Source organism: Veillonella parvula DSM 2008 (assembly GCF_000024945.1).
Classification (GTDB): Bacteria; Bacillota; Negativicutes; order Veillonellales; family Veillonellaceae; genus Veillonella; species Veillonella parvula.
Genome location: NC_013520.1, coordinates 1,575,001 through 1,595,755 on the forward strand (window position 1 = coordinate 1,575,001; position 20,755 = coordinate 1,595,755).

General features: G+C 39.3%; 18 protein-coding genes (1 of these 18 cut by a window edge). 1 reads left to right on the forward strand and 17 read right to left on the reverse strand.

Annotation, left to right across the window (positions count from 1 at the left end):
• The 12 genes from speE to VPAR_RS07015 all read right to left on the reverse strand — a co-directional run.
• On the reverse strand, window positions 1-466 hold the 5' portion of the coding sequence (gene speE / locus VPAR_RS06960; RefSeq protein WP_012864692.1) for a polyamine aminopropyltransferase. It extends 374 nt beyond the left edge of the window; the window shows 466 of its 840 coding nt (coding positions 1-466); it begins with the start codon at window positions 464-466; its stop codon lies off the left edge, out of view.
• An 83-nt stretch (window positions 467-549) separates the two neighbouring features.
• Window positions 550-1,179, reverse strand: coding sequence for a hypothetical protein (locus VPAR_RS06965; RefSeq protein ID WP_012864693.1), 630 nt, complete (start codon window positions 1,177-1,179; stop codon window positions 550-552).
• Between the two features lie 4 nt (window positions 1,180-1,183).
• A complete protein-coding gene (locus VPAR_RS06970) occupies window positions 1,184-1,618 on the reverse strand; it encodes a peptidylprolyl isomerase (protein WP_012864694.1) in 435 nt (144 codons plus the stop codon).
• Window positions 1,615-2,322, reverse strand: coding sequence for a tRNA threonylcarbamoyladenosine dehydratase (locus VPAR_RS06975; protein WP_012864695.1), 708 nt, complete (start codon window positions 2,320-2,322; stop codon window positions 1,615-1,617). Before VPAR_RS06975 ends, VPAR_RS06970 begins: the two co-directional genes overlap by 4 nt.
• Complete coding sequence (locus VPAR_RS06980; RefSeq protein WP_012864696.1) at window positions 2,322-2,696, reverse strand: VOC family protein; 375 nt, start codon at window positions 2,694-2,696, stop codon at window positions 2,322-2,324. The genes VPAR_RS06975 and VPAR_RS06980 overlap by 1 nt, the downstream gene beginning before the upstream one ends.
• Window positions 2,697-2,802: 106 nt before the next feature.
• Window positions 2,803-5,886 carry an AAA family ATPase gene (locus tag VPAR_RS06985; protein WP_012864697.1) on the reverse strand — a complete coding sequence of 1,028 codons (3,084 nt, stop codon included), beginning with the start codon at window positions 5,884-5,886 and terminating at the stop codon, window positions 2,803-2,805.
• Window positions 5,887-7,248, reverse strand: coding sequence for an exonuclease SbcCD subunit D (locus tag VPAR_RS06990; RefSeq protein WP_012864698.1), 1,362 nt, complete (start codon window positions 7,246-7,248; stop codon window positions 5,887-5,889). It abuts the gene before it with no gap.
• Window positions 7,249-7,493: 245 nt separating this feature from the next.
• Window positions 7,494-8,330 (reverse strand): deoxyribonuclease IV, encoded by an 837-nt coding sequence (locus VPAR_RS06995; protein ID WP_012864699.1) that lies wholly within the window; start codon window positions 8,328-8,330, stop codon window positions 7,494-7,496.
• Window positions 8,331-8,521: 191 nt separating this feature from the next.
• Window positions 8,522-8,941, reverse strand: coding sequence for a Fur family transcriptional regulator (locus VPAR_RS07000; protein ID WP_004695325.1), 420 nt, complete (start codon window positions 8,939-8,941; stop codon window positions 8,522-8,524).
• 170 nt (window positions 8,942-9,111) lie between these two features.
• A complete protein-coding gene (cshA, locus tag VPAR_RS07005) occupies window positions 9,112-10,659 on the reverse strand; it encodes a degradosome RNA helicase CshA (protein WP_004696925.1) in 1,548 nt (515 codons plus the stop codon).
• A gap of 97 nt (window positions 10,660-10,756) precedes the next feature.
• Complete coding sequence (locus VPAR_RS07010; RefSeq protein ID WP_012864700.1) at window positions 10,757-11,185, reverse strand: hypothetical protein; 429 nt, start codon at window positions 11,183-11,185, stop codon at window positions 10,757-10,759.
• Between the two features lie 163 nt (window positions 11,186-11,348).
• Window positions 11,349-12,299: a hypothetical protein gene (locus VPAR_RS07015; RefSeq protein ID WP_012864701.1), complete on the reverse strand. Its 951-nt coding sequence runs from the start codon at window positions 12,297-12,299 to the stop codon at window positions 11,349-11,351.
• 304 nt (window positions 12,300-12,603) lie between these two features.
• Between VPAR_RS07015 and VPAR_RS09745 the strand changes: the two genes are divergently transcribed.
• The gene (locus tag VPAR_RS09745; RefSeq protein ID WP_012864702.1) at window positions 12,604-13,179 is read left to right on the forward strand and encodes a hypothetical protein; all 576 of its coding nucleotides are present in this window, start codon (window positions 12,604-12,606) and stop codon (window positions 13,177-13,179) included.
• 62 nt (window positions 13,180-13,241) lie between these two features.
• Here the strand turns inward: VPAR_RS09745 and VPAR_RS07025 are convergent, their stop codons facing one another.
• The 5 genes from VPAR_RS07025 to recQ form a co-directional block, all read right to left on the reverse strand.
• Window positions 13,242-14,726: an aldehyde dehydrogenase family protein gene (locus VPAR_RS07025; RefSeq protein ID WP_004696787.1), complete on the reverse strand. Its 1,485-nt coding sequence runs from the start codon at window positions 14,724-14,726 to the stop codon at window positions 13,242-13,244.
• Window positions 14,727-14,987: 261 nt separating this feature from the next.
• Window positions 14,988-17,300 (reverse strand): Tex family protein, encoded by a 2,313-nt coding sequence (locus VPAR_RS07030; RefSeq protein WP_012864703.1) that lies wholly within the window; start codon window positions 17,298-17,300, stop codon window positions 14,988-14,990.
• A complete protein-coding gene (locus VPAR_RS07035; RefSeq protein WP_008715045.1) occupies window positions 17,297-17,791 on the reverse strand; it encodes a dihydrofolate reductase in 495 nt (164 codons plus the stop codon). The genes VPAR_RS07030 and VPAR_RS07035 overlap by 4 nt, the downstream gene beginning before the upstream one ends.
• Window positions 17,792-17,922: 131 nt before the next feature.
• Window positions 17,923-18,714: a thymidylate synthase gene (locus VPAR_RS07040; RefSeq protein ID WP_012864704.1), complete on the reverse strand. Its 792-nt coding sequence runs from the start codon at window positions 18,712-18,714 to the stop codon at window positions 17,923-17,925.
• 148 nt (window positions 18,715-18,862) lie between these two features.
• On the reverse strand, window positions 18,863-20,731 hold the full coding sequence (recQ, locus tag VPAR_RS07045; protein ID WP_012864705.1) for a DNA helicase RecQ: 1,869 nt from the start codon (window positions 20,729-20,731) through the stop codon (window positions 18,863-18,865).
• Between the last annotated feature and the right edge of the window lie 24 nt (window positions 20,732-20,755).

Genomic DNA, 20,755 nt, shown 5'->3' on the forward strand with positions numbered 1-20,755 from the left:
CGATAATTACATCATAATAATCTTCTGCTTCTGCCATGAAACCAATACCATCACCAATTTTTACAGTCAATTTAGGGTGGTTTTCAATCATAGCTTTAGCAATAGTTGGTAGATATTGTTTTGCTAGCTCCACAACTTTACCATCAATTTCAACCATCGTTACTTCTTTTACGCAGTCATGACGTACACATTCTCTAGCTACGCCACCATCACCACCACCGATAATCAAGACACGCTCAGGATTAGGATGTAAGAACAAAGGAATATGACTCATCATTTCATGATAGATAAACTCTTCACGCTCAGATGTTTGGAACACGCCATCTAAAGCGAGCATCATACCATACTCTTTTGATTTAAAAACTTCAATTTTTTGGAACTCAGATTTCCCAGAGTAAAGCACTTCTTCCGCTTCAGCGCTTAGACGTAAATGAGAGGTTTGTTCCTCAGTAATCCATTGACTCATGTAGTACCTCCTACTATTTATACTACAATACGCATCGCAGATTACTGCGATGCGTATGTATATTACTTTAATTGCTCTGCTACTTACTCTTTACGGCTAATGTAACAGAATCCACCACCTAAAATAGTGTCTTTCATCCAATTTGCCAAAGAAAAATCACGAATTTCACCTTCATCAAAGATGCCACAACGGATATCATCGCCGTCCATAAACATCCTGTGAATCGGAACCCAATGCCAGGTATAGAGAGCCCTTTCTTTCCCTTTATGACGATTCAAAAATGCTACAGGCACATCCTGTGCCAAGGCATCATGAATAAATTGAGCTGCAGCCTCCACCTCTACGCGTGATGCACAGAAAGGTGATACATTTAGCATATGCACATCATAAGACAATCCTTCGTCCTCTAACAAACGTATAAGTCCTCGTTCCATCCATTGCGTTTTATAAACACCGCCACCAAAACGTGGTTTTACATATTTCCAAACTAAGTTCATTCGTTCTAACGCAAGGCTTTGGTCGGATGTGGTTTCTAGATCTAATAAGCCATCCCTAAATAGCGAATAGCCCAATACTTGTGATGCCGATGTAGGACCACAACCAGACAAGCGTTGCCACTCATCAGTGAACCACTCTTGGTCATACCCATATGATGTTTTACCATTTACATCGATATATAGCCATTCTGGATGTTTAATAGATACTTCATTCATGAGATTAACCTTCGATTACTTCTACAGTTTCCATGATAGCACCTTGTTGGATACCATCAACTACATCCATACCTTCAATGACTTTACCAAATACGGTATGTACACCATCTAAATGAGGTTGTGGTTCGTATACAATAAAGAATTGACTACCACCAGTATTAGGGCCACGGTGAGCCATAGACAAGGCACCACGCTCATGTTTATGAGGATTGCCAACTAGTTCGTCTTTAATTGTATAGCCAGGACCACCTGTACCGTTGCCATTAGGACAACCACCTTGTGCTACGAAACCAGGGATTACACGGTGGAAACGAAGACCATTGTAAAAACCTTTATTGATCAGATCAATGAAGTTTTGTACTGTTCCAGGTGCTTCTTTATCAAATAATTCAATTATAATATCGCCGCCGTCAGCCATATGGATTTTTGCTTTTTTCATTGTTCAGGTACCTCCAAAATTGTACGCAATACATGTGCTGCTAATATAAAACCTGCCACTGGGGGCACAAAACTACATGTTCCAGGACTTGTCGCTTCGCCGCGGAATTGTGGTTTTGTCGGTTTTTCTGTAGAAAATAAAACTAATTGTTTTTTAATGCCCCGTTTTTTGAGTTCCCGACGCATAACACGTGCCAAAGGACATGTATGAGACTTATTGATATCAGCAATCATAAGTTTTTCTGGGTAAAAGCGATTACCGCCACCCATACAAGAAATAACGGGGATACTTTCACGTTGACAAACCTCAATGATATTAAGTTTCGCCGTTACCATATCAATGGCATCGATAACATAATCAACGTTCAAGCTTTGAATAAATCCAGGATAGATTTCCTCAGTATACATAATATCATGGGTTTCTATCACCACATCAGGATTAATGGAAAGAGCTCGCGCCTTTGCCACCTCTACCTTACGTGCCCCAATCGTATCATGAGTCGTAATCATTTGGCGGTTCAAATTGCTAGGCGCTACGGAGTCACCATCAATAATGACGATGCGCCCCACACCAGCTCGCACTAACGCCTCAAGGGCACCACCACCTACGCCACCGACACCAAAGAGTGCGATAGATGTATCCTTTAATGTTTGAATCTTATCTGGTCCAACTAACCACTCCAAACGGGTTAACATATATTCCATTAATATTTACCTGCCGGAATGATTTCTGTCCAATATCCATCTGGATCCGCTATGAAATAAATGCCCATATCAGTGTTCTCATAAGCAACAACGCCCATTTCTTTATGCTTTTTAAGAGCCGCTTCATAGTCATCTACGTAAAACGCTAAATGGAATTCATTGTCGCCTAAATTATAAGGGCGATCCCAGTCACGCAACCATGTAAGTTCTAATTCATGTGCTGTATAAGGACTTTTTAAATATACTAGAGTGAAAGCACCGCTTGGGTCTTCCAAACGACGAGACTCCTCGAGCAATAACGCCTCTTTATAGAATGCTAGACTTTTATCAAGGTCTTTAACATTTATATTATTATGAGCAAACGAAAACTTCATAGAACCCCCTTCGTAAATACAGGATGTTTTTGTAGGAATTCTCCTCTTTTTATAGTAACACATTTGGCAAATCTATATCTAGTTAATGATATCTAGTTAATGATATCTAGTTAATAACAAATTTTGCCGTACTACCATCGTCACCGCGAATAACTTCTAAATGAGCAGGTATGCGCGATTTTAACTCAGGCACATGGGAAATCATACCGATAAGGCGCCCAGAAGATTGCAATTGTACCAATGTTTCCATAGCTAGTTCCAATGTATCTGGGTCAAGCGTGCCAAAGCCTTCATCGATGAACATCGTATCCATATGGATACCACCAGCATAGCTTTGAATAACATCCGCTAATCCCAAGGCAAGCGCCATAGAGGCCAAGAATGTTTCACCACCCGACAAGGTATTTGCCGGTCTAGATTGCCCCGTGAAAGCATCCATAACTGCCAAATCAAGGCCTTGCTTGCCACGACCACCACCTGTATAGTCAGATCTTTCCAAGGAATATCTGTTGCGACTCATCTTCTGAAGTCGTAAATTGGCTGCATATACGACCTCATCTAAGATAGCCCCCAATACATAACGCTCAAAGGTAACATTTTTAAAGCCTTGCTCCCCACCATTAGCGAGATCATTTAATCGGCTTAAGAACTTCACCTTTTCACGAGCCTCGCCCATAGCAGCTTCAAGTGTTTCTAATGAGTTAAGCGTAGTTTCGATATGCTTTGTTTCTTTATCCCATGCCGCTAGATTGCCTACTAGCGTATCTCGATGCTCTACTGCTGTAGCATAGATTTCATCAGAAACAGTATCACTTGGCTTAACCACAGTTTCTGAGGCCTTTAACGCCGCATCATATACAGCTCGTGCTTTATTAAAGGCTTCATCCAAAGCATGCAGCTGTGTTCTATAGGTCTCTATCTCTTTAATATCACGTAAAGCCTCTACAAAATCATCTTCTGCTAAAGAAATAGTTTGTAATGACTTTGTATAGTTCTTATACATCAAATTGAGATTTTTTGTTTCTTCTTTTACTTGAGAGGACAATGTTTCTAAGCGTCCGCGTTTGGCATTCAACTGTTCTCGAGCAGCATCTAAATTAGTTTTACCAACTTTCACCTGCTCATCGTAAATCGTAATCTCACTATCTAACGACTCTAGCTGTTTTTGCCACGCAGCTATATCCGTGGTTGGTAAAGTTTTAGATAGAGCATCAATGTTAGCTTGTACTGAGCTAATACGAATCTCTAGGTCGTGTAGATTTTTAAGTAATTCATTATGGGCAATCTCTAAAGTTGCTAGCTTATCTCGAGCTACTTTTAAATTATGCTCCTTGTGAGCTATAGTTTTACTTAACAATTCAGACTTACCACGTAAAGCAGTGAGTTGCTCCATTTTAGCCAACAAATCTTGTTGAACAGATGCAAAGTTTTTCTCAGAAAAATCATCCATAGATAACTTTAGCGTAGAAACTTGCGCGTCTACTTGCTTAGTTAACTCATCAAGACGAGTAACTAAGGTTTTCTGTTGTCCCACTTCGCTAGCTTGCTTTTGTAGTGCTATATCACGGGCTATACGAGCCTCTTCAATTTCATCCTTAGTCGGATAAATCTCTGGCTTAGCGGCTAACCGAGGATGATCTGTAGAGCCACAGACCGGACAAGGCTCATTATCTACAACTAAATGAACTAGCTCAAAGGCGCGCCCTTCTTGCATTAGATGCTCTAATCGTTCAAGATGTACCTTTGCAACCTGCACTGTTCTATCTAAAGACGCTAGCCTTTGACCTTTATCATCGATTTCTTTTTGTACCTTACTAATTTCTTCTAGTAATTCAGAATATCTATGCAAATCATTTAGTTGCTCTTGAATAATAGGAGTATTTTCTAAGAATTTATTATTATCTTGTACCTGTTTACGCAAAGCTTCTAAATCAGCTTCTAAAGTTTTTACAAGCTCCCGTTGTTTAGCTAAGGCATCTTCGCTTTTTTTACTATCTAATTCTTCTAAACTACTATGCAGTGTAGAGAATTTCTTTTTCAATACATCTAACTCGTCAAACTTCTCCGCTTGTTGTTGAAATTGAGCTAAGGTAGTTCTCTTAGCTTGTATACTTTCAGCTTGACCTTCTAAGCCACTGTAAACCTCTAAACATTTAGCCTCATGTTGAGTTGCCAGTTTCACACGTTCTTCTGCATCTGAAAGAGCCTGTTCTAAAGTTTTTAATACAGCCTGTTTCTCAATATATTGTTTATATAATTCATGCGTTGGTGCCAAAGAGTTAAGGAACTGAACCTTTTCACTTAGGTTTACGCGCTCAGTTTCCCTGGTTTTCACCAAGTCAAGTTTCGAAGTAGCCTCAGCAAGAGATTGTTGAGCCTGATTATATAAAGACCATTGATTTCGGAGCACATTAAACTGTTCTACCACGGTTACTGCCTCATCTCGTTCTACAGCGAGAGCATCTCGATGTGGGCCCCGATTCGCTAGTAACTCACGCACATGCTCAATGGTTACCATTGGAGTCGCTCCATCATGAGGGATAGACTGCATAAATACAGTTTGCTTAGTTAGATTTTCTTCAATACCTGCCTTTGCTTCATCATAGGCAGCCTTTAGTGTTTCTTGTAATTTTCGATATAGCTCCGTTCTAAAGAGTGTATGTAGTAATTCCTCACGTTCACTCGTAGAGGCCACTAGTAACTTTCGGAATTCCCCTTGAGGTAATAGCACAACTTGTAAAAACTGATCCTTGCGAAAGCCTATAATTTGCTGAATAGTATCGCGAATGGCGGCAGCCGAGGTGGCAATGACCTTCCACTCACCATTTTTCCGCTCATATACAGTAGCGCTAGCATTCTGTTCACGCATCCCTGTACCACGTTTCTTTGCTACCATTTGTTTCGGTAACCGTTCAACACGATATTGTGCATCCCCAATAGCAAAGGAGAAATCGACACGAGTCATACGATGAGGTTCTGCAAAGTCACTGCGAATAGCATCTGTTTTACGGACTTCCCCACTCGGCTCACCATACAAGGCATACACCATGGCATCTAAGATTGATGTTTTCCCTGCCCCTGTAGGGCCAGCGATGAGAAACATGGAATGGTCTTGGAGCTCGTTAAAGTCCAATGTGACCGAATCACGATACGGACCAAAGGCTTCTATAGTTAATGATATAGGCTTCATTTAGTCCTCCTTAAGAATTCGGTCCCATACAGAGTTAATATATTGCTGTTCTTTCTCTGTTAAAGGTTCCTTCCACACAGTTTCTGCAAACTGATTAAATAGATCCCGTTCATTTAATTCTTTGAAAATTGCCTCACCCATATCTGCTATAGGCCCTGCCATGCGACCAACTAGATCAATGGTCATACAACGATGATATACCTGGCGCAGTTTAGCCATTCCATCCATAATCGGCATCGTATCAAGTAAACGAGCTTGCACATAATCATCCCTATGTTTAGCCTGTAATACTTTATCATTTAACAGGTCTTCAAAATATCCTTCCAAAATGACTACATCTCGCTTCACCTCTACAGGAATTGTACTAATATCTACGGTCCCCTTTGTATCCATATCAATGATGGTGAAAGACTTCTTTTGCATATGTTCATCAAAGGAATACTTTAATGGAGAGCCACTATAGCGAATACGATCTGCACCCATTCGTTGAGACCCATGCAAATGTCCCAAGGCAGTATAGTGAAAATCTTTAAAGGCTTGAGGATTTACCTGTTCACTGCCACCTACAGACAAGGTACGCTCTGAGCCCCCTACTTCACCGCCCATAACAAAAGCATGGCTAATGGCGATACTACGCATCCCCTTAGGCACCTGTTTATACAAATAGTCACTCCAAGCTTGATACATTTGGTCATAATTATGCAGATTCAAAGTGCTTTCGCAATTTTGTTCATAACACTGTGTTACTATGTCAGCAATTTCAGTATCGGTAGATTCTGCATTAATATCCTCTACATCAGCAAATAAAGAGCCTTCTATAACATCTTGAAATGACTTCTTTGATTTAGACCGTTTTGACTTTGCTTTAGTCTTAGTTTCTACACTCTCCAGATTTTGAACAGTTGCTGAAGTAGTATTAGCAGAACTTAAGCCCAAAGCCTCCCCTATGCGCCGAGGTTCACTAAAAGGCATAGGACAAATTGCCACCTTGCCATCTGTCCCTTCAAATTCAAAAGGTTTTAAAGCGTGATGAGGAGAGCCCCAAATATGAATACCCGATTGTCCCAACATGGAGCGCCCCACTTCAAGACGTTCCGCCCCATCGTGATTACCGCTCACCACAAAGAGAGGCACCTTGTAGTCCATAGCGAGACGAGTAATTATAGAGTCCCACAATTCGATAGCTTCAATGGGTGGCACCGCTCTATCAAAAATATCCCCTGCGAGCAATATGCCATCGATGTTTTCATCTTTCAAAATATTAAAAAACTGATGTTCCAACACATGAGCTTGATCTTCTGTTAAGTACTGGCCATAAAAAATACGCCCTAAATGCCAATCGGCAGTATGTAAAAACCGCATTTTGACCCCCTTTCCAGTTCTCCCTACACCACATACACAATGTATGTATTCAAATGCAAAAACAAACACTTAATCCCATAACTTTATGGAAATTCAATAACGTTATATAGCTTTAATAGCATTAATAGCATTAATAGTTTTAATAGTTTTAATAGTTTTAATAACCTTATGTGTTTGCAATAACTAGTATAGCATCAAGTATTCTACATATTTATTATATAACTAAATTAACATCTGTAATTTAATTATTTATTCTCTACGATAGAGCGCAACATAGCAATTTCTTTTGCGTATCCGTCTAATTCATTTGGCGTTTCCAAGTAGAATGGCAGGTTCGTCAATTTAGGATGTGTTACAACGCGAGCAATAGCATCGATACCAATATGTCCTTCCCCAATTTTTTCATGACGATCTTTATGGGCACCCATAGGGTTTTTAGAGTCATTTAAATGAATGGCTTTCAAACGATCAAGACCTACAATTCGATCGAACTCGTCAATAACGCCATCAAGATTATGCACGATATCATAACCGCCTTCGTGAATGTGACAAGTATCAACGCACACACCCATGTACTCTTTTAGCTTTACACCATCAATGATGCGTGCAATTTCTTCAAAACGGGAACCAATTTCTGTACCCTTACCAGCCATTACTTCCAAAAGGACTGTTGTCTTCATGCCTGGAAATAAGATTTCATTCAAGCACTCTACAATGTATTCAATACCTTGATCTACGCCTTGTTTCACATGGCTACCTGGGTGAAAGTTATACATTTGACCTGGCAAATATTCCATACGCTCTAAATCTTCCATCATAGATTGCTTCGCAAAAGCGCGTAAATCCTCTTTGGCGGCACATGGGTTATAGGTATACGGTGCATGTGCTAACAAGGTACCAAAGTTGTGTTCTTTCATATATGCGCTAAGGTTATTCATATCCTCAACATCGAGAGCTCGCATGCTACCACCGCGAGGGTTGCGAGTAAAGTATTGGAACGTATTGCCCCCAATTTTAGTCGCTTCCTTGCCCATATGTAAATAACCTTTGCTAATTGATAAGTGACTGCCTATTACAAACATGATACTCCTTTATATGATTATACGATTTCTACAATTCTATAATTATAAAACGCTTAACTCTAATATCTATTGTATTATGCTTATATCTAATTATAGCTATTCTATAACACTAATAGATATAAGATAGAAGATATACAATAACTAATATAACCCCTGCCGTGAAGGAGCCCTTCAACAACAGGGGTTATCTATTAATGACTTTCTTTTTTTGCGCACTCAGGGCAAACACCTTCGAAGGTAATATGTTGACCTGTGATTTGATATTCGCTACCTTGATCAGCAATCGTTTTGATAGCTTTCAAATCAATGCCCATCATATCCTCTACCTTATTGCAACGAATGCAACGGATATGGGAATGAGCTTGTGTATCCCAATCGTAATGAGCGCGCTCATCACCAACTTCTAGAATTTTAACAAGACCGATTTTTTCAAAAATCTCCATCGTCTTATACACTGTAGCCAAGCTCATGCTTGGATGTTCTGGGCGCAACGTATGATACAACATCTCTGCTGTTGGATGATCATGATGACCACGCAAAGCATCATAAATCGCAATACGTTGTGGGGTAACTTTAAACCCCTGGCTACGCAAAATTTGTGCGATATCCATAATAATCTACCTTTCTCCACTTGGAAATCTATTAGGCATAGGCCATTATCGACCGTTTACAAGAAATAATTATTATTTATTATACCAAAATTCTCAATACTTATCAAGATAAATAGTATTAACTATTAAGTAATAAAAAATGTGGATTGCTAAAAGCAATCCACATCCTATTAGTCTTTAAAGTAAGGTTTAAAACCTTCACTTTGATGACGAGTTTTTTTCTCACCACGTGGACGATCAGATTTGCGATCATCTCTGCGGCGGTCACCTTTACGGTCATTACGACGATCACTTCTACGATCATCGCGACTGCGACGACGGTCACCATCTCTACGACGATCACCATCACGACGGCGGCGATCACTACGACCACTTTCACGACGACGGCGTACGCGCAATGGTTTTTCTTCTGTAATATTTACAGGAGTAGTATCTGGTTCTTTTGTTAACAATTTAAGAGCTGCCGCCAAAAGTGTTACGGAATCTGTATCATTCAACAATTCCTCAGCACTAGATTTGAAAGGCGCCAATGCTTCTAGATTATCTGTCATTTCAACGAGGCTTTCAATTGCCAAACGTTGTTGACCTTCAAGAACTTCACCTAATGAAGGTGCACGACGACGTGCAATTTTACGTTTTGTTAAACGCTCGATAGCATGTAAATGCTCCATTTCACGAGGAATAACGAACGTGAAAGCCTGCCCAGCCTTACCGGCACGACCTGTACGACCTACGCGGTGTGTGTAGCTTTCAGGATCTTGAGGCATATCATAATTATATACATGAGACACGCCAGAAATATCAAGACCACGAGCTGCCACATCTGTAGCCACGAGAATATCAATGGTACCTTCGCGGAATTGGCGAATTACGCTGTCTCGTTTTTGTTGAGACAAGTCGCCATGGATGCCTTCCGCCATGTAACCACGTTTCTTAAGACCTTCTGTCACTTCATCAACACGACGTTTTGTACGTGTAAAGATAATAGCCAGTTCAGGTGTTTGGATATCAAACAAACGGCAAAGAACATCGAATTTTTGACGGTCTTGCACTTCGATATAGTATTGTTCAATTAAGTCCATCGTAACTTGAGTCGGTTTCATGCGAATCAATGTTGGCTCTGTCAAATATGTTTCAGCTAATTGTTGGATAGCCTTAGGCATAGTTGCAGAGAACAACAATGTTTGATGGTCTTCTGGGATAGCACCCAAGATTTTATTGATATCATCAACAAAGCCCATATTTAACATTTCGTCGGCTTCGTCCAATACCACGACTTTCACATGGTCAAAGTGGATAGAACCACGATCCATATGGTCCATCAATCGGCCTGGAGTGGCAACGATGATTTGAGGGTTCTTTTTCAAGGCACGGAACTGACGATTAATATCTTGACCACCATAAATTGGTAGTGCCGTGATATTCGTGTACTGAGCCATTTTGTTAAGCTCTTCAGCTACTTGAATAGCTAATTCTCGTGTAGGGGATAAAATAACTACTTGAACGTGACGCTCATTCCCGTCTACGCGTTCCAATACAGGCAAGCCAAATGCTGCTGTCTTACCAGTACCTGTTTGAGCTTGACCGATCATGTCTTTACCGCTCATGGCTACTGGGATAGCTTCCTGTTGAATTGGCGTAGGCTCTTCAAAGCCCATATCGTTTAACGCTCTTAGAACAGGTTCGCTAATCATTAATTGTTCAAATTTTTCTAACATCTAAATGTGTTTCCTCCTATCGCGCACGAACTATGCGCATTTGAATAGTATAACATATTTTGAAAGTGAGCGCTATAAGAGTTATTTTGAATCTAAACTAAATAGGATTTCTTTTACCCTTAAAATGTTCAATCAACACAATTCCACCTGATACACATAACAAAACAAGATATGACAAATGAATAGGCGTATACAAGCATTCAACAAGAACAACCCATAGAATCAAAATTAATTTAGAAATCCATTTTGTTCTTATTTTATCAGCAATCATAAATATAGATAAATTGATATTTATTTTAATGATTATCGCAGCAATAATAACTATTGATGTAAATTCTTCTCTATAATCTGTCAGTTCATATAAGGGATATAACAAATAACTCAATAGACCACTAAGTATTATTAAAAACCAAATATTTAGTCCCTTTAAAAGTTTAGATTTACTATAATAAAATACTCCAACAAAAAGAAAGAGTAAAACACTAAGCAATATCCCTATAATTAATAGATAATCAAAATGAATCATAGTTTATCCTGTCCTTTGACCATTTTCTAAATAGAATTTCTTGTAAATCATTTATGTTTAACATTTTACTTATTTGAAACAGATCCATGAAATACTCCTCAACTATACTTTATGGATAAGTTTATTACGCCTTACTTTCATTCAGTACATATACTCATGTATTCTATTTACTTAAGTATTGCTGTAGGGTTTGATTTTCTAACGGCCCTAATTGTAGCGCCTTCCGATTTTTAATTGCATAAATGGCTAATGCTTCAAAAGTATCTTTATCAAAATCAGAAAACTTGTTAAAGGAATCAAACACTATGAATCGTTGATTCAGTAAATCAGATAATACCTCTAAATCTTTCGTTCTCGTTTTATTTAGCTCATTTCGTGAATAAGATTCACGTTTTTCATCATTGGTATTATTCTTACTGAACCGATTTATATCAAGATTGTCGGAATAATAGCTATATATAGCTTTCTGAGAGAAATCAATTTTAGTCAATTTTCCGAATTCAAAATTATAATAAGCATTGTTTCTATAAATATGCTCACTACCATACTTACCAATAATAGTTCCTGTAGAAAGATCTACTATATCATTATGCTTAATCAAGCTTTCCTTTCTATACGATACATAGAAAGGTAGCTTTATAGGATGTCCAGCGTGCAAACCGGTATATCGTTTCTCACCATCAAAAAAGATCTCATGCCATATATCTCTATCACTTTCATCAAGACTAGAAATATTAGGATATAACTCATCAAGGCTCACATTAAAGTGTGTTTCTTTAGCATCTATCCGAGGAATGAAAGTGTTATATTTATTAATATCTTTATTCCAAGCATCTAACAAACTCACATTTTCATCAAAAATACCAATACCGTCTAAAGTTATGTAATAAAGTTTATTATCTACCTCATGAACAGCAACTACATTATTAGCAATCTTACAGTTTTCATTACCATAATATAATCCACTCTCCTGAAATTCACTTAGATAGATCAAACTATTTTTAAAGTCACCACCTGCCAAGAAATATATCAACACTCCCCATATGAGGATATAAAGCACTACTATTATGGCAACAATATATCCAATCCATTTAATTACTCTCTTCAAATTCATAATAGACCTCTATAAATAACACAATTTTATATGGCTACAATTATAACATACCCTATACTTTTACATATAATAGACTATTGTTAAGTACAAAAAAGGCGCCTCTTTCGGGCTGCTTCTTTATTATGGTTTATTGAGAGTTGTGTGGTATTAATCAGCTATATAAGTAAACAGTTAATTTAGATATAATATAATTAAAATAGTGTACTCCAAAATGTACTCCAAAATTCTGCCAATAAATTAAACAATGTCTGTTAAGCAATTACGATTTACTAAACTTCCTAAAGTAATATAAAAGGAATATACAATGAAATCTTTTACCCTAAAACGATTTATATTATTGCCACTGATTATACTATCCCTCATACTAACAACGGGTTGTCATCTTCTCTCACATTATAGTGAAAATGAGGTACAACAATATATAAATGAGGATTATCCTAATCTAACATATCACTTGGAGTCTCATAGAAACAATAGATGGCAAGTCACCTTTGACAAATATCCACAAATGCCCGTTGAAATATCTGAAGTCTTGCACACCTCTGCACCTGTTGTACCACAAGTGGAGCGAATACTGATAACCAACATCCCGTTAATAACTGCATTCCCATTAATGAAAAACTATATAACAGAAGAGGAGTTATCCTATGCTACATACGATACATCTTCTTTGTATATTGAAATGCCTATTCCCTATTCGGCCATACAAAACCAAGATGTAACAAATTTTTACAATCGAATGGATCAATTCTGCAAAGAATATGCAACAACATATCCAGACTTCAAAGAAGATATATATATTAGAATTATTATAAAACCTTCTGATGGTTCTAATGCACCAGAGGCGTATAGAAAAATATTCCGTTTATCTCAATATTAATAAAGAGGCACCTCATTCGAGGTGCCTCTTTATTATAGTTCATCGGAGAAGTTTATATGTTATTAATCTAAGTCGTAGAACCCAGATGGTTTATCGCTCAAGTTTACGATGATGTTTTTCATTTGAGTGTAGTGCTCAAGGATAACTTTGTGAGTTTCACGACCGATACCGGATTGTTTATAGCCGCCAAATGGAGCGCCTGCAGGGATTGAATTGTATGTATTTACCCACATACGCCCTGTTTCGATACCGCGAGCTACGCGGATAGCACGGTTGATGTTTTGAGTAAATACGCCACCGCCAAGGCCGTATAAGCTGTCATTTGCTTGTTCAATAACTTCTTCTTCGCTGTGGAATTTGATGACAACAGCTACAGGGCCGAAGATTTCTTCGCGAGCTACACGCATATCATTTGTAGCATCTACAATAAGTGTAGGTCTTACAAAGCAACCTTTACCAAGTTCGCCATCAGTAACACGTACACCACCGGCTACAATGCGAGCTCCTTCTTCTTTTGCAAGGTCTACATAACTCAATACTTTATTAACTTGGTCTTCGTAAATCAAGGAGCCAAGTTGAGTAGATGAATCCCAAGGCAAACCAACTTTCACCTTATCGAATAGTGCAGCAAGTTCAGCTACGAATTTATCGTAAATTGTATCTTGTACGAAGATACGGGAACCAGCGCAGCATACTTGACCTTGGTTAAAAAGAATACCGAGCATTGCCCCGTCAAGAGCTTGTTTCCAGTTCGCATCTTCAAAGAAGATATTCGCAGATTTACCACCTAATTCCAATGTGGCAGGAATCAAGCGTTCAGATGCTGCTTTATATACATCTAGACCTACCTCTGTAGAGCCTGTGAAAGCAAGTTTGCTAAAACCAGGATGATCAAGGATATATTGACCGGATTTAGAACCTTTACCAGTTACGATGTTTACAACACCTGGTGGCAAGATTTCTTTCAAAATATCGCCAAGTTCTAATAAGCTAAGAGATGTGTGGCTAGAAGGTTTGATAACAACTGTACAGCCTGCTGCAAGAGCTGGAGCCAATTTCCAAGCGGCCATTAGGAATGGGAAGTTCCAAGGCACAACTTGACCTACAACGCCAATCGGTTCACGAACGATGAGACTCAATGTATTTTCGTCAAATACTTGTGCAGAGCCTTCTTCGGAACGAAGCACGCCTGCAAAGTAACGGAAATGGTCCGCCCCAAGTGGAATATCCACGTTCAATGTTTCACGGATTGGCTTACCATTGTCGTATGTTTCAACTTGTGCCAAATGTTCTTTGTGAGTATCGATAGCATCCGCAATTTTCAATAAATAATCAGCACGTTCTACTTGAGAAACGTTTTTCCACGTTTTGAAAGCTTCTGTTGCAGCCTCTACAGCTTTATCAACATCGCCATATGTAGCCTCTGCACAGATAGCGAGTTGTTCGCCATTAGCAGGGTTATATACTTTAAATTCAGCACCGTCAGATGCCTTTACCCATTCATTATTAATTAAAAGTCCATATCTTTCTTTAAGGTTCAAGCTCATTGCATTACCTCCTCTTTAGGAATATGATTTAGGAATTTCCCCTCTATGGTTTCATCATACTCCCTATATCTAATTTTTTCAATCAGATATATCATTTTCGATATATCTGTTCTGCATTAATATACATAGTTTTTAGCTATATAGAAAAACCGCACCCTCTAAAACCATAGAGGGTGCGGTTTTTGGTATAATGACTTTTAGTCAAGAATGACTATCATTTAAAATCTATTAATGTAGATTAACTAGTCTTCTAAGAAATTATCAGTTTCGACGATCCCCATTATTAAAAGAACCATTATGGCGATTATCATTTTGACGTCCGCCATTATTACGGTTGTTATTTCGGTTATCATTATTTCGACGTTGACCATTATTATTTCTATTATGGTTATTATCGTTATTCTTTGGTTTTTCTAGTTGTAATGCTTTTACAGACAGACCGATGCGATTGCGCTTTACGTCAACAGAAATGATTTGAGCTTCGATAATATCACCTACAGCAAGCACATCAGATGGATGTTGACGGCTATTGCAAAGCTCGCTGCGATGTAATAGACCATTCGTTTTAAGCCCAAAGTCTACAAAAGCTCCGAAATCAACTACGTTATGAACAGTACCTTTTACAACGGTACCGACCTTGATATCTTCAAGGCTCACTACGTGTTTTCTGGTCAATGGAGCCGGTAAATCTTCCCGAGGGTCGCGACCTGGTTTAGCAAGAGCCGCCAAGATATCCCGAACAGTCGGCACGCCCGCATCAAGCTTGGCAGCCATTTTATCGGCATCCACAAGAGGTAATTTTACTTGCAATGCTTCTAATTGAGATTTATCTTGTAAGTCTTTTAAGGTAAAGCCTAATTCACCAATGATGCGCTCTGCCAATTCATAAGACTCTGGATGAACGGATGTATTATCCAGTGGATTTTTACCGTGTTGTAAGCGCAAGAAACCAGCACATTGTGTAAAGGCTGCAGGGCCTAAACGAGGTACTTTTAGCAATTCCTTACGGCTTTTAAACACACCATTCTCTTGACGGTATGCAACAATATTTTTAGCCACAGCACTAGAAATGCCTGCAACATGTTGCAAGATAGCTGGAGATGCAGTATTTAGCTCTACCCCAACGTGGTTTACTACAGTTTCAACTACTTGGTCTAAGGTATGTGTCAATTGTTTTTGATTTACATCATGTTGGTATTGACCTACGCCGATAGATTTAGGATCGATTTTAACAGATTCAGCCAATGGATCTTGTACACGGCGTGCAATCGATACAGCACCGCGAATGGTAACGTCTAAATCTGGTAACTCATCGATAGCCAATTTAGATGCTGAGTACACAGATGCGCCCGCTTCATTAGTAATGATATAGTGGCAATCTAATGTTTCCTCTTCAATCATAGTAGACGCAAATTGCTCTGTTTCATAGGATGCAGTACCATTGCCGATAGATAAAAGAGTAACCTTAAACTTACGAATCTTATCAGCCAATACCTTTTGAGCTTCCTTGCGAAGCTTTTCACTATTTGTTAAATAGTACGCACCATAATCGAGCACATTGCCTTGTTGATCGATAATCGCCATTTTACAGCCAGTACGGTAACCAGGGTCAAGGCCCATGATAACATGTCCGGCCAATGGTGGTTGTAACAATAGATTTTTGAGATTTACACCAAATACCTTGATAGCTTGCTCATCGGCATTTTCCGTCAATTCATTGCGGATTTCACGCTCTAAAGCTGGGAAAATAAGGCGTTTGTATGCATCGGCTACGGCGGCAGCTTTATAGTCTGCAAAGATAGACTTCGGATTTTTCTCTAACTTTTGAACCATATAAGCGACATAGGTGTCACCTGGTACAGTTAGAACTAGTTTTAAAGCACCTAATTTTTCACCGCGATTTACCGCCAAGATACGATGTGATGGCATTTGACGAACTGGCTCAGCATATTCAGCGTATTGCAAGAATTGTTGTTGTTCTTCCTCTTCACCGCTCAATTCAGCTTGAATAAAGCCTTCATTCCACATCTTCTTACGCAAGTACGCCCGGAAGTCTGCACTATCACTGACGATTTCCGCTACTATATCAGAAGCGCCTTGTATGGCATCCTCTGGCGTAGGAACCTCTTCTGTTATGTATTCTTTTGCAATCTCTAACGGATCTCCAGAGGTAACCGTATCGTTGATAATCATATCAGCCAATGGTTCTAAACCACGTTCGCGGGCAATCATAGCACGCGTACGTTTCTTTGGACGATATGGCAAGTACAGGTCTTCTAACTCTTGTAGCTTTGTAGCAGCTTCCAAAGACTTCATCAACTCGTCTGTCATCTTTTCTTGCTCTGTAATAGAAGCAATGATTTCTTGGCGACGTGTTTCTAAGTTACGCAAGTATTTAATGCGTTCTTCAATGGTGCGCAATTGCTCATCTTGCAATTCGCCCGTTACCTCTTTACGATACCGCGCAATAAATGGCACCGTATTGCCTTCGTCCAACAATTCTACGGCAGCTTGCACCTGCTTTGGCTTAACATTTAATTCACTGCCGATAATGGCAAACATTCTTTCACTCATTTAGCTGCCTTTCTGCGATAGGTTACAAAACGATGAGGATATTGATTCTTTTCATCCACAATGCCGTCTACAACGGATTCGATGGTGAAAGCATCCTCTGAGAATTCAGGGAAAAATGCATCCCCATCAAATTCATGGTCTACTTCAGTGATATACATAGTATCTACATAAGGTAGAAAGGCCTCGTATACTTGAGCACCACCAATAACGTAGGCCGCATCAAGAGCACGTGCGGCTTCAGCAGCCGCCTCAGGGTTATGGAAAATCTTAACACCTTCTGGTGCATCAAAGCCTTTATCACGAGTAATTACCCAATGCTCACGATTTGGCAACAAGAACGGTAAGCTTTCAAAGGTCTTACGACCCATGATGATAACATGGCCTGTTGTTTTTTCCTTAAAGAATTTCAAATCATTTGGCAAATGCCAAATCAAAGTATTATCTTTACCGATTACACGATTATGTGCTACGGCTACGATTAATGCTAACATACTGCCCTCTTTCAGTTAATACTATATGGCAACAGTCATAAATTATACTATTTAGCAATGTCTATGAAAACAATACTATATAGCAATAGCCATACATATTATGCTATTTAACAATTGTCATAAATACAATGCTATACAGCAACAGTCATGGATAATTTACCTAAATGTTCATATCCATCTAAGGTAATGTCCTCTGGTGTGAAGTCATAGAAGTCTTTTACCTCAGGATTCACGATAATTTTTGGAGCAGGCAACGCTTGATTGCGACGTGCTAATTGCTCACGCAATGCATCTACGTGATTTTCATAGATGTGGGCATTGTTGATGACATGTGTAAATTTACCTGGCTTTAAACCTGTTACTTGAGCAATCATACATTGTAATGCCGCATATTGAGCCGTGTTAAACGGAACGCCAAGCCCCATGTCGCCACTGCGTTGGATGAGCATGCAGTTCAAGTAACCATCCCCTACATCCCATAAGGTTTCATACGCACATGGTTGCAACGCCATATCATCTAAATCTTCAATATTCCAAAGGGTTACTATCATTCGGCGGCTATCAGGATCTTCTTTAATCGTTTTGATGAGCTTGTCTAATTGCTTATACTTCGCAATTTGGTATCCATAGGCCTTACCGATAGTACCATCTTCACGCATCCACTCATCCCATACGTGCACATTCATTTCTTGTAATTTGCGCACGTCATTGGACTGCATTTGCCAAATCCACAATAATTCTTTTACAGCTGTTTTGAAAGCTACAAATTTAGTGGTTAAAATTGGAAATTCCTCTTGCAAGTCAAATTGCATAATTTGTTGAGGCAATTTGTACGTTGCAATGCCTGTGCGATTTTGACCATAAATGCCATGATCTAAAATATTTTCAATAATACCGAGGTATTGTGTATCTGCTAAGCTCATTTATCCCCCTAGATCTATTTATAATAAGAAAAAAATACTAACGTATATCTTGCTAATCTTACTAAAATATATAGTACTATCTCACTAAAATATATAGTACTATCATACTAAAAAATATACAGTACTACCATATATACAGTAAAATTTATCATCCCTTATATTCTGCAATGACCTGTAAAAAGGTAAGTCCATATTTTTTCAACTTTGCTTCCCCTACGCCTTTAACATTGCCAAACTCACCTAATGTTGTAGGTCGTAAATTTGCCAAATCTATGAGTACTGTATCAGGGAAGATAAGATACGGTCTAAGACCCGCTTTTTCTGCCAAGCGTTTGCGATGTTGACGTAAATGTTCAAATAAACCGCCCGATGTAGAGCTGGATTTTCCTCGCACCACTGAGCCAGCAGACTTACTAGTGCGAGAAGGCACAGATACATGTTGTCTAATTTCCTCCACCTCTTTGCGACCGGCTAACACTTCCTCTGCACCAGCCGTTAAGGATAATACAGGATATTTACCTGTAGAGCTACGTAAGTATCCAGATGCTACAAACTGTTGGATAAGCCCTTTAATTGACTTTTCATCTACATTGCTCAGTAAACCAAAAACAGGTAAAGCATCATGGCCTGCACGCGTAATACGATCCGTTCGCTCCCCGCGAACAATAGAGGTTATCATTGATGCCCCATATCGCTCATCGGTGCCCATGATGGCACGGAAAATAGCCTTTGCTTCTTTCGTAACATTGACCTTATCAGCAGAGCCCTTACAAGAGCTACAATTATCACAGGTTGTCCAAATGGTGCTTTCACCAAAGTAATTAAGCATATATTTACGCAAGCAATTACTACAGAAACAGTAATCAATCATGGACTGTAATTTACGTAGCTCCACATTCTGTCGTTCCGGCGTTTCGATAGACTGTTCAATCAAATACTTATGAACCTGTACATCCTGCCCACTATAAAGCAAGATACATTCAGCAGGTGCCCCATCACGGCCAGCTCGTCCTGCCTCCTGATAATAGGACTCCATATTACGCGGCATTTGATAATGTAGTACATAGCGTACATTGCTTTTATCAATACCCATACCAAAGGCATTCGTCGCCACCATAACCTGCAATTTATCGTCTGCGTAGGCATTCTGCATTTCACGGCGCACCTCATCGTTGAGTCCTCCGTGGTAATGTCCCACCTTGATGCCCGCACGGGTTAAATTTTCATACACACGATCTACATCCTTGCGCGTTGCACAGTAGATAATGCCATTTTCATTGGCGTGCTGACGCACATAATGAACAACGTAATCCATCCGCTTTGGTGTGCGGATAACAGAGAAGGATAAATTAGGCCGATCAAAACCCGTCACGTATACATTAGCCTTATCTAGGCCTAATAATTTTTTTATATCGTTTTCTACATATTTCGTCGCCGTCGCTGTGAAAGCCCCCACGATAGGTCTCTTTGGCAATGAATTGAGCCACTCACCGATAAGGCGATAAGACGGTCTAAAATCATGACCCCACTCAGAGATACAATGAGCCTCGTCCACAATGACTTGAGCAATCGGTAACGCTCGCAGTACATTACAGAAAAAATTAGAGCTCAACCGCTCTGGTGCAATATATAAGAGTTTAATCTTACCACTACGTACTTCGTACATGGTCTTATTAAACTCAGATTGTGTAAGTGTACTATTGATGAGCGCTGCTGGTATATTCTGCACCAAGAGACCATCCACTTGGTCTTTCATAAGAGAAATGAGAGGAGAAAACACAATAGTCAAGCCCGCCTTACAGAGCGCAGGTATCTGGAAACAGATAGACTTCCCAGCCCCTGTCGGCATGATTCCAATTACATCTTCATTCCGCAACAAGGATGCAATAGGAGCCTCTTGAGCTGGTCTAAAGGAGGTATACCCAAAGTAGGTCTCCAACATGCGCAATGCTTGTTGTTTCGTCACAACTTGATGTTGTCTAGATACATCTTGTTTTCCGCCTACCTGTTGTTCCATAGGGTCCTCCTTTCACGTTCCAGA

What these genes read in the sequence shown, in the direction of transcription:
- VPAR_RS06965 (WP_012864693.1), bottom strand. Translation starts at nt 1,179, where the DNA reads ATGAATGAAGTATCTATTAAACATCCAGAATGGCTATATATCGATGTA.
- VPAR_RS06970 (WP_012864694.1), bottom strand. Translation starts at nt 1,618, where the DNA reads ATGAAAAAAGCAAAAATCCATATGGCTGACGGCGGCGATATTATAATT.
- VPAR_RS06975 (WP_012864695.1), bottom strand. Translation starts at nt 2,322, where the DNA reads ATGGAATATATGTTAACCCGTTTGGAGTGGTTAGTTGGACCAGATAAG.
- VPAR_RS06980 (WP_012864696.1), bottom strand. Translation starts at nt 2,696, where the DNA reads ATGAAGTTTTCGTTTGCTCATAATAATATAAATGTTAAAGACCTTGAT.
- VPAR_RS06985 (WP_012864697.1), bottom strand. Translation starts at nt 5,886, where the DNA reads ATGAAGCCTATATCATTAACTATAGAAGCCTTTGGTCCGTATCGTGAT.
- VPAR_RS06990 (WP_012864698.1), bottom strand. Translation starts at nt 7,248, where the DNA reads ATGCGGTTTTTACATACTGCCGATTGGCATTTAGGGCGTATTTTTTAT.
- VPAR_RS06995 (WP_012864699.1), bottom strand. Translation starts at nt 8,330, where the DNA reads ATGTTTGTAATAGGCAGTCACTTATCAATTAGCAAAGGTTATTTACAT.
- VPAR_RS07000 (WP_004695325.1), bottom strand. Translation starts at nt 8,941, where the DNA reads ATGGATATCGCACAAATTTTGCGTAGCCAGGGGTTTAAAGTTACCCCA.
- cshA (WP_004696925.1), bottom strand. Translation starts at nt 10,659, where the DNA reads ATGTTAGAAAAATTTGAACAATTAATGATTAGCGAACCTGTTCTAAGA.
- VPAR_RS07010 (WP_012864700.1), bottom strand. Translation starts at nt 11,185, where the DNA reads ATGATTCATTTTGATTATCTATTAATTATAGGGATATTGCTTAGTGTT.
- VPAR_RS07015 (WP_012864701.1), bottom strand. Translation starts at nt 12,299, where the DNA reads ATGAATTTGAAGAGAGTAATTAAATGGATTGGATATATTGTTGCCATA.
- VPAR_RS09745 (WP_012864702.1), top strand. Translation starts at nt 12,604, where the DNA reads ATGAAATCTTTTACCCTAAAACGATTTATATTATTGCCACTGATTATA.
- VPAR_RS07025 (WP_004696787.1), bottom strand. Translation starts at nt 14,726, where the DNA reads ATGAGCTTGAACCTTAAAGAAAGATATGGACTTTTAATTAATAATGAA.
- VPAR_RS07030 (WP_012864703.1), bottom strand. Translation starts at nt 17,300, where the DNA reads ATGAGTGAAAGAATGTTTGCCATTATCGGCAGTGAATTAAATGTTAAG.
- VPAR_RS07035 (WP_008715045.1), bottom strand. Translation starts at nt 17,791, where the DNA reads ATGTTAGCATTAATCGTAGCCGTAGCACATAATCGTGTAATCGGTAAA.
- VPAR_RS07040 (WP_012864704.1), bottom strand. Translation starts at nt 18,714, where the DNA reads ATGAGCTTAGCAGATACACAATACCTCGGTATTATTGAAAATATTTTA.
- recQ (WP_012864705.1), bottom strand. Translation starts at nt 20,731, where the DNA reads ATGGAACAACAGGTAGGCGGAAAACAAGATGTATCTAGACAACATCAA.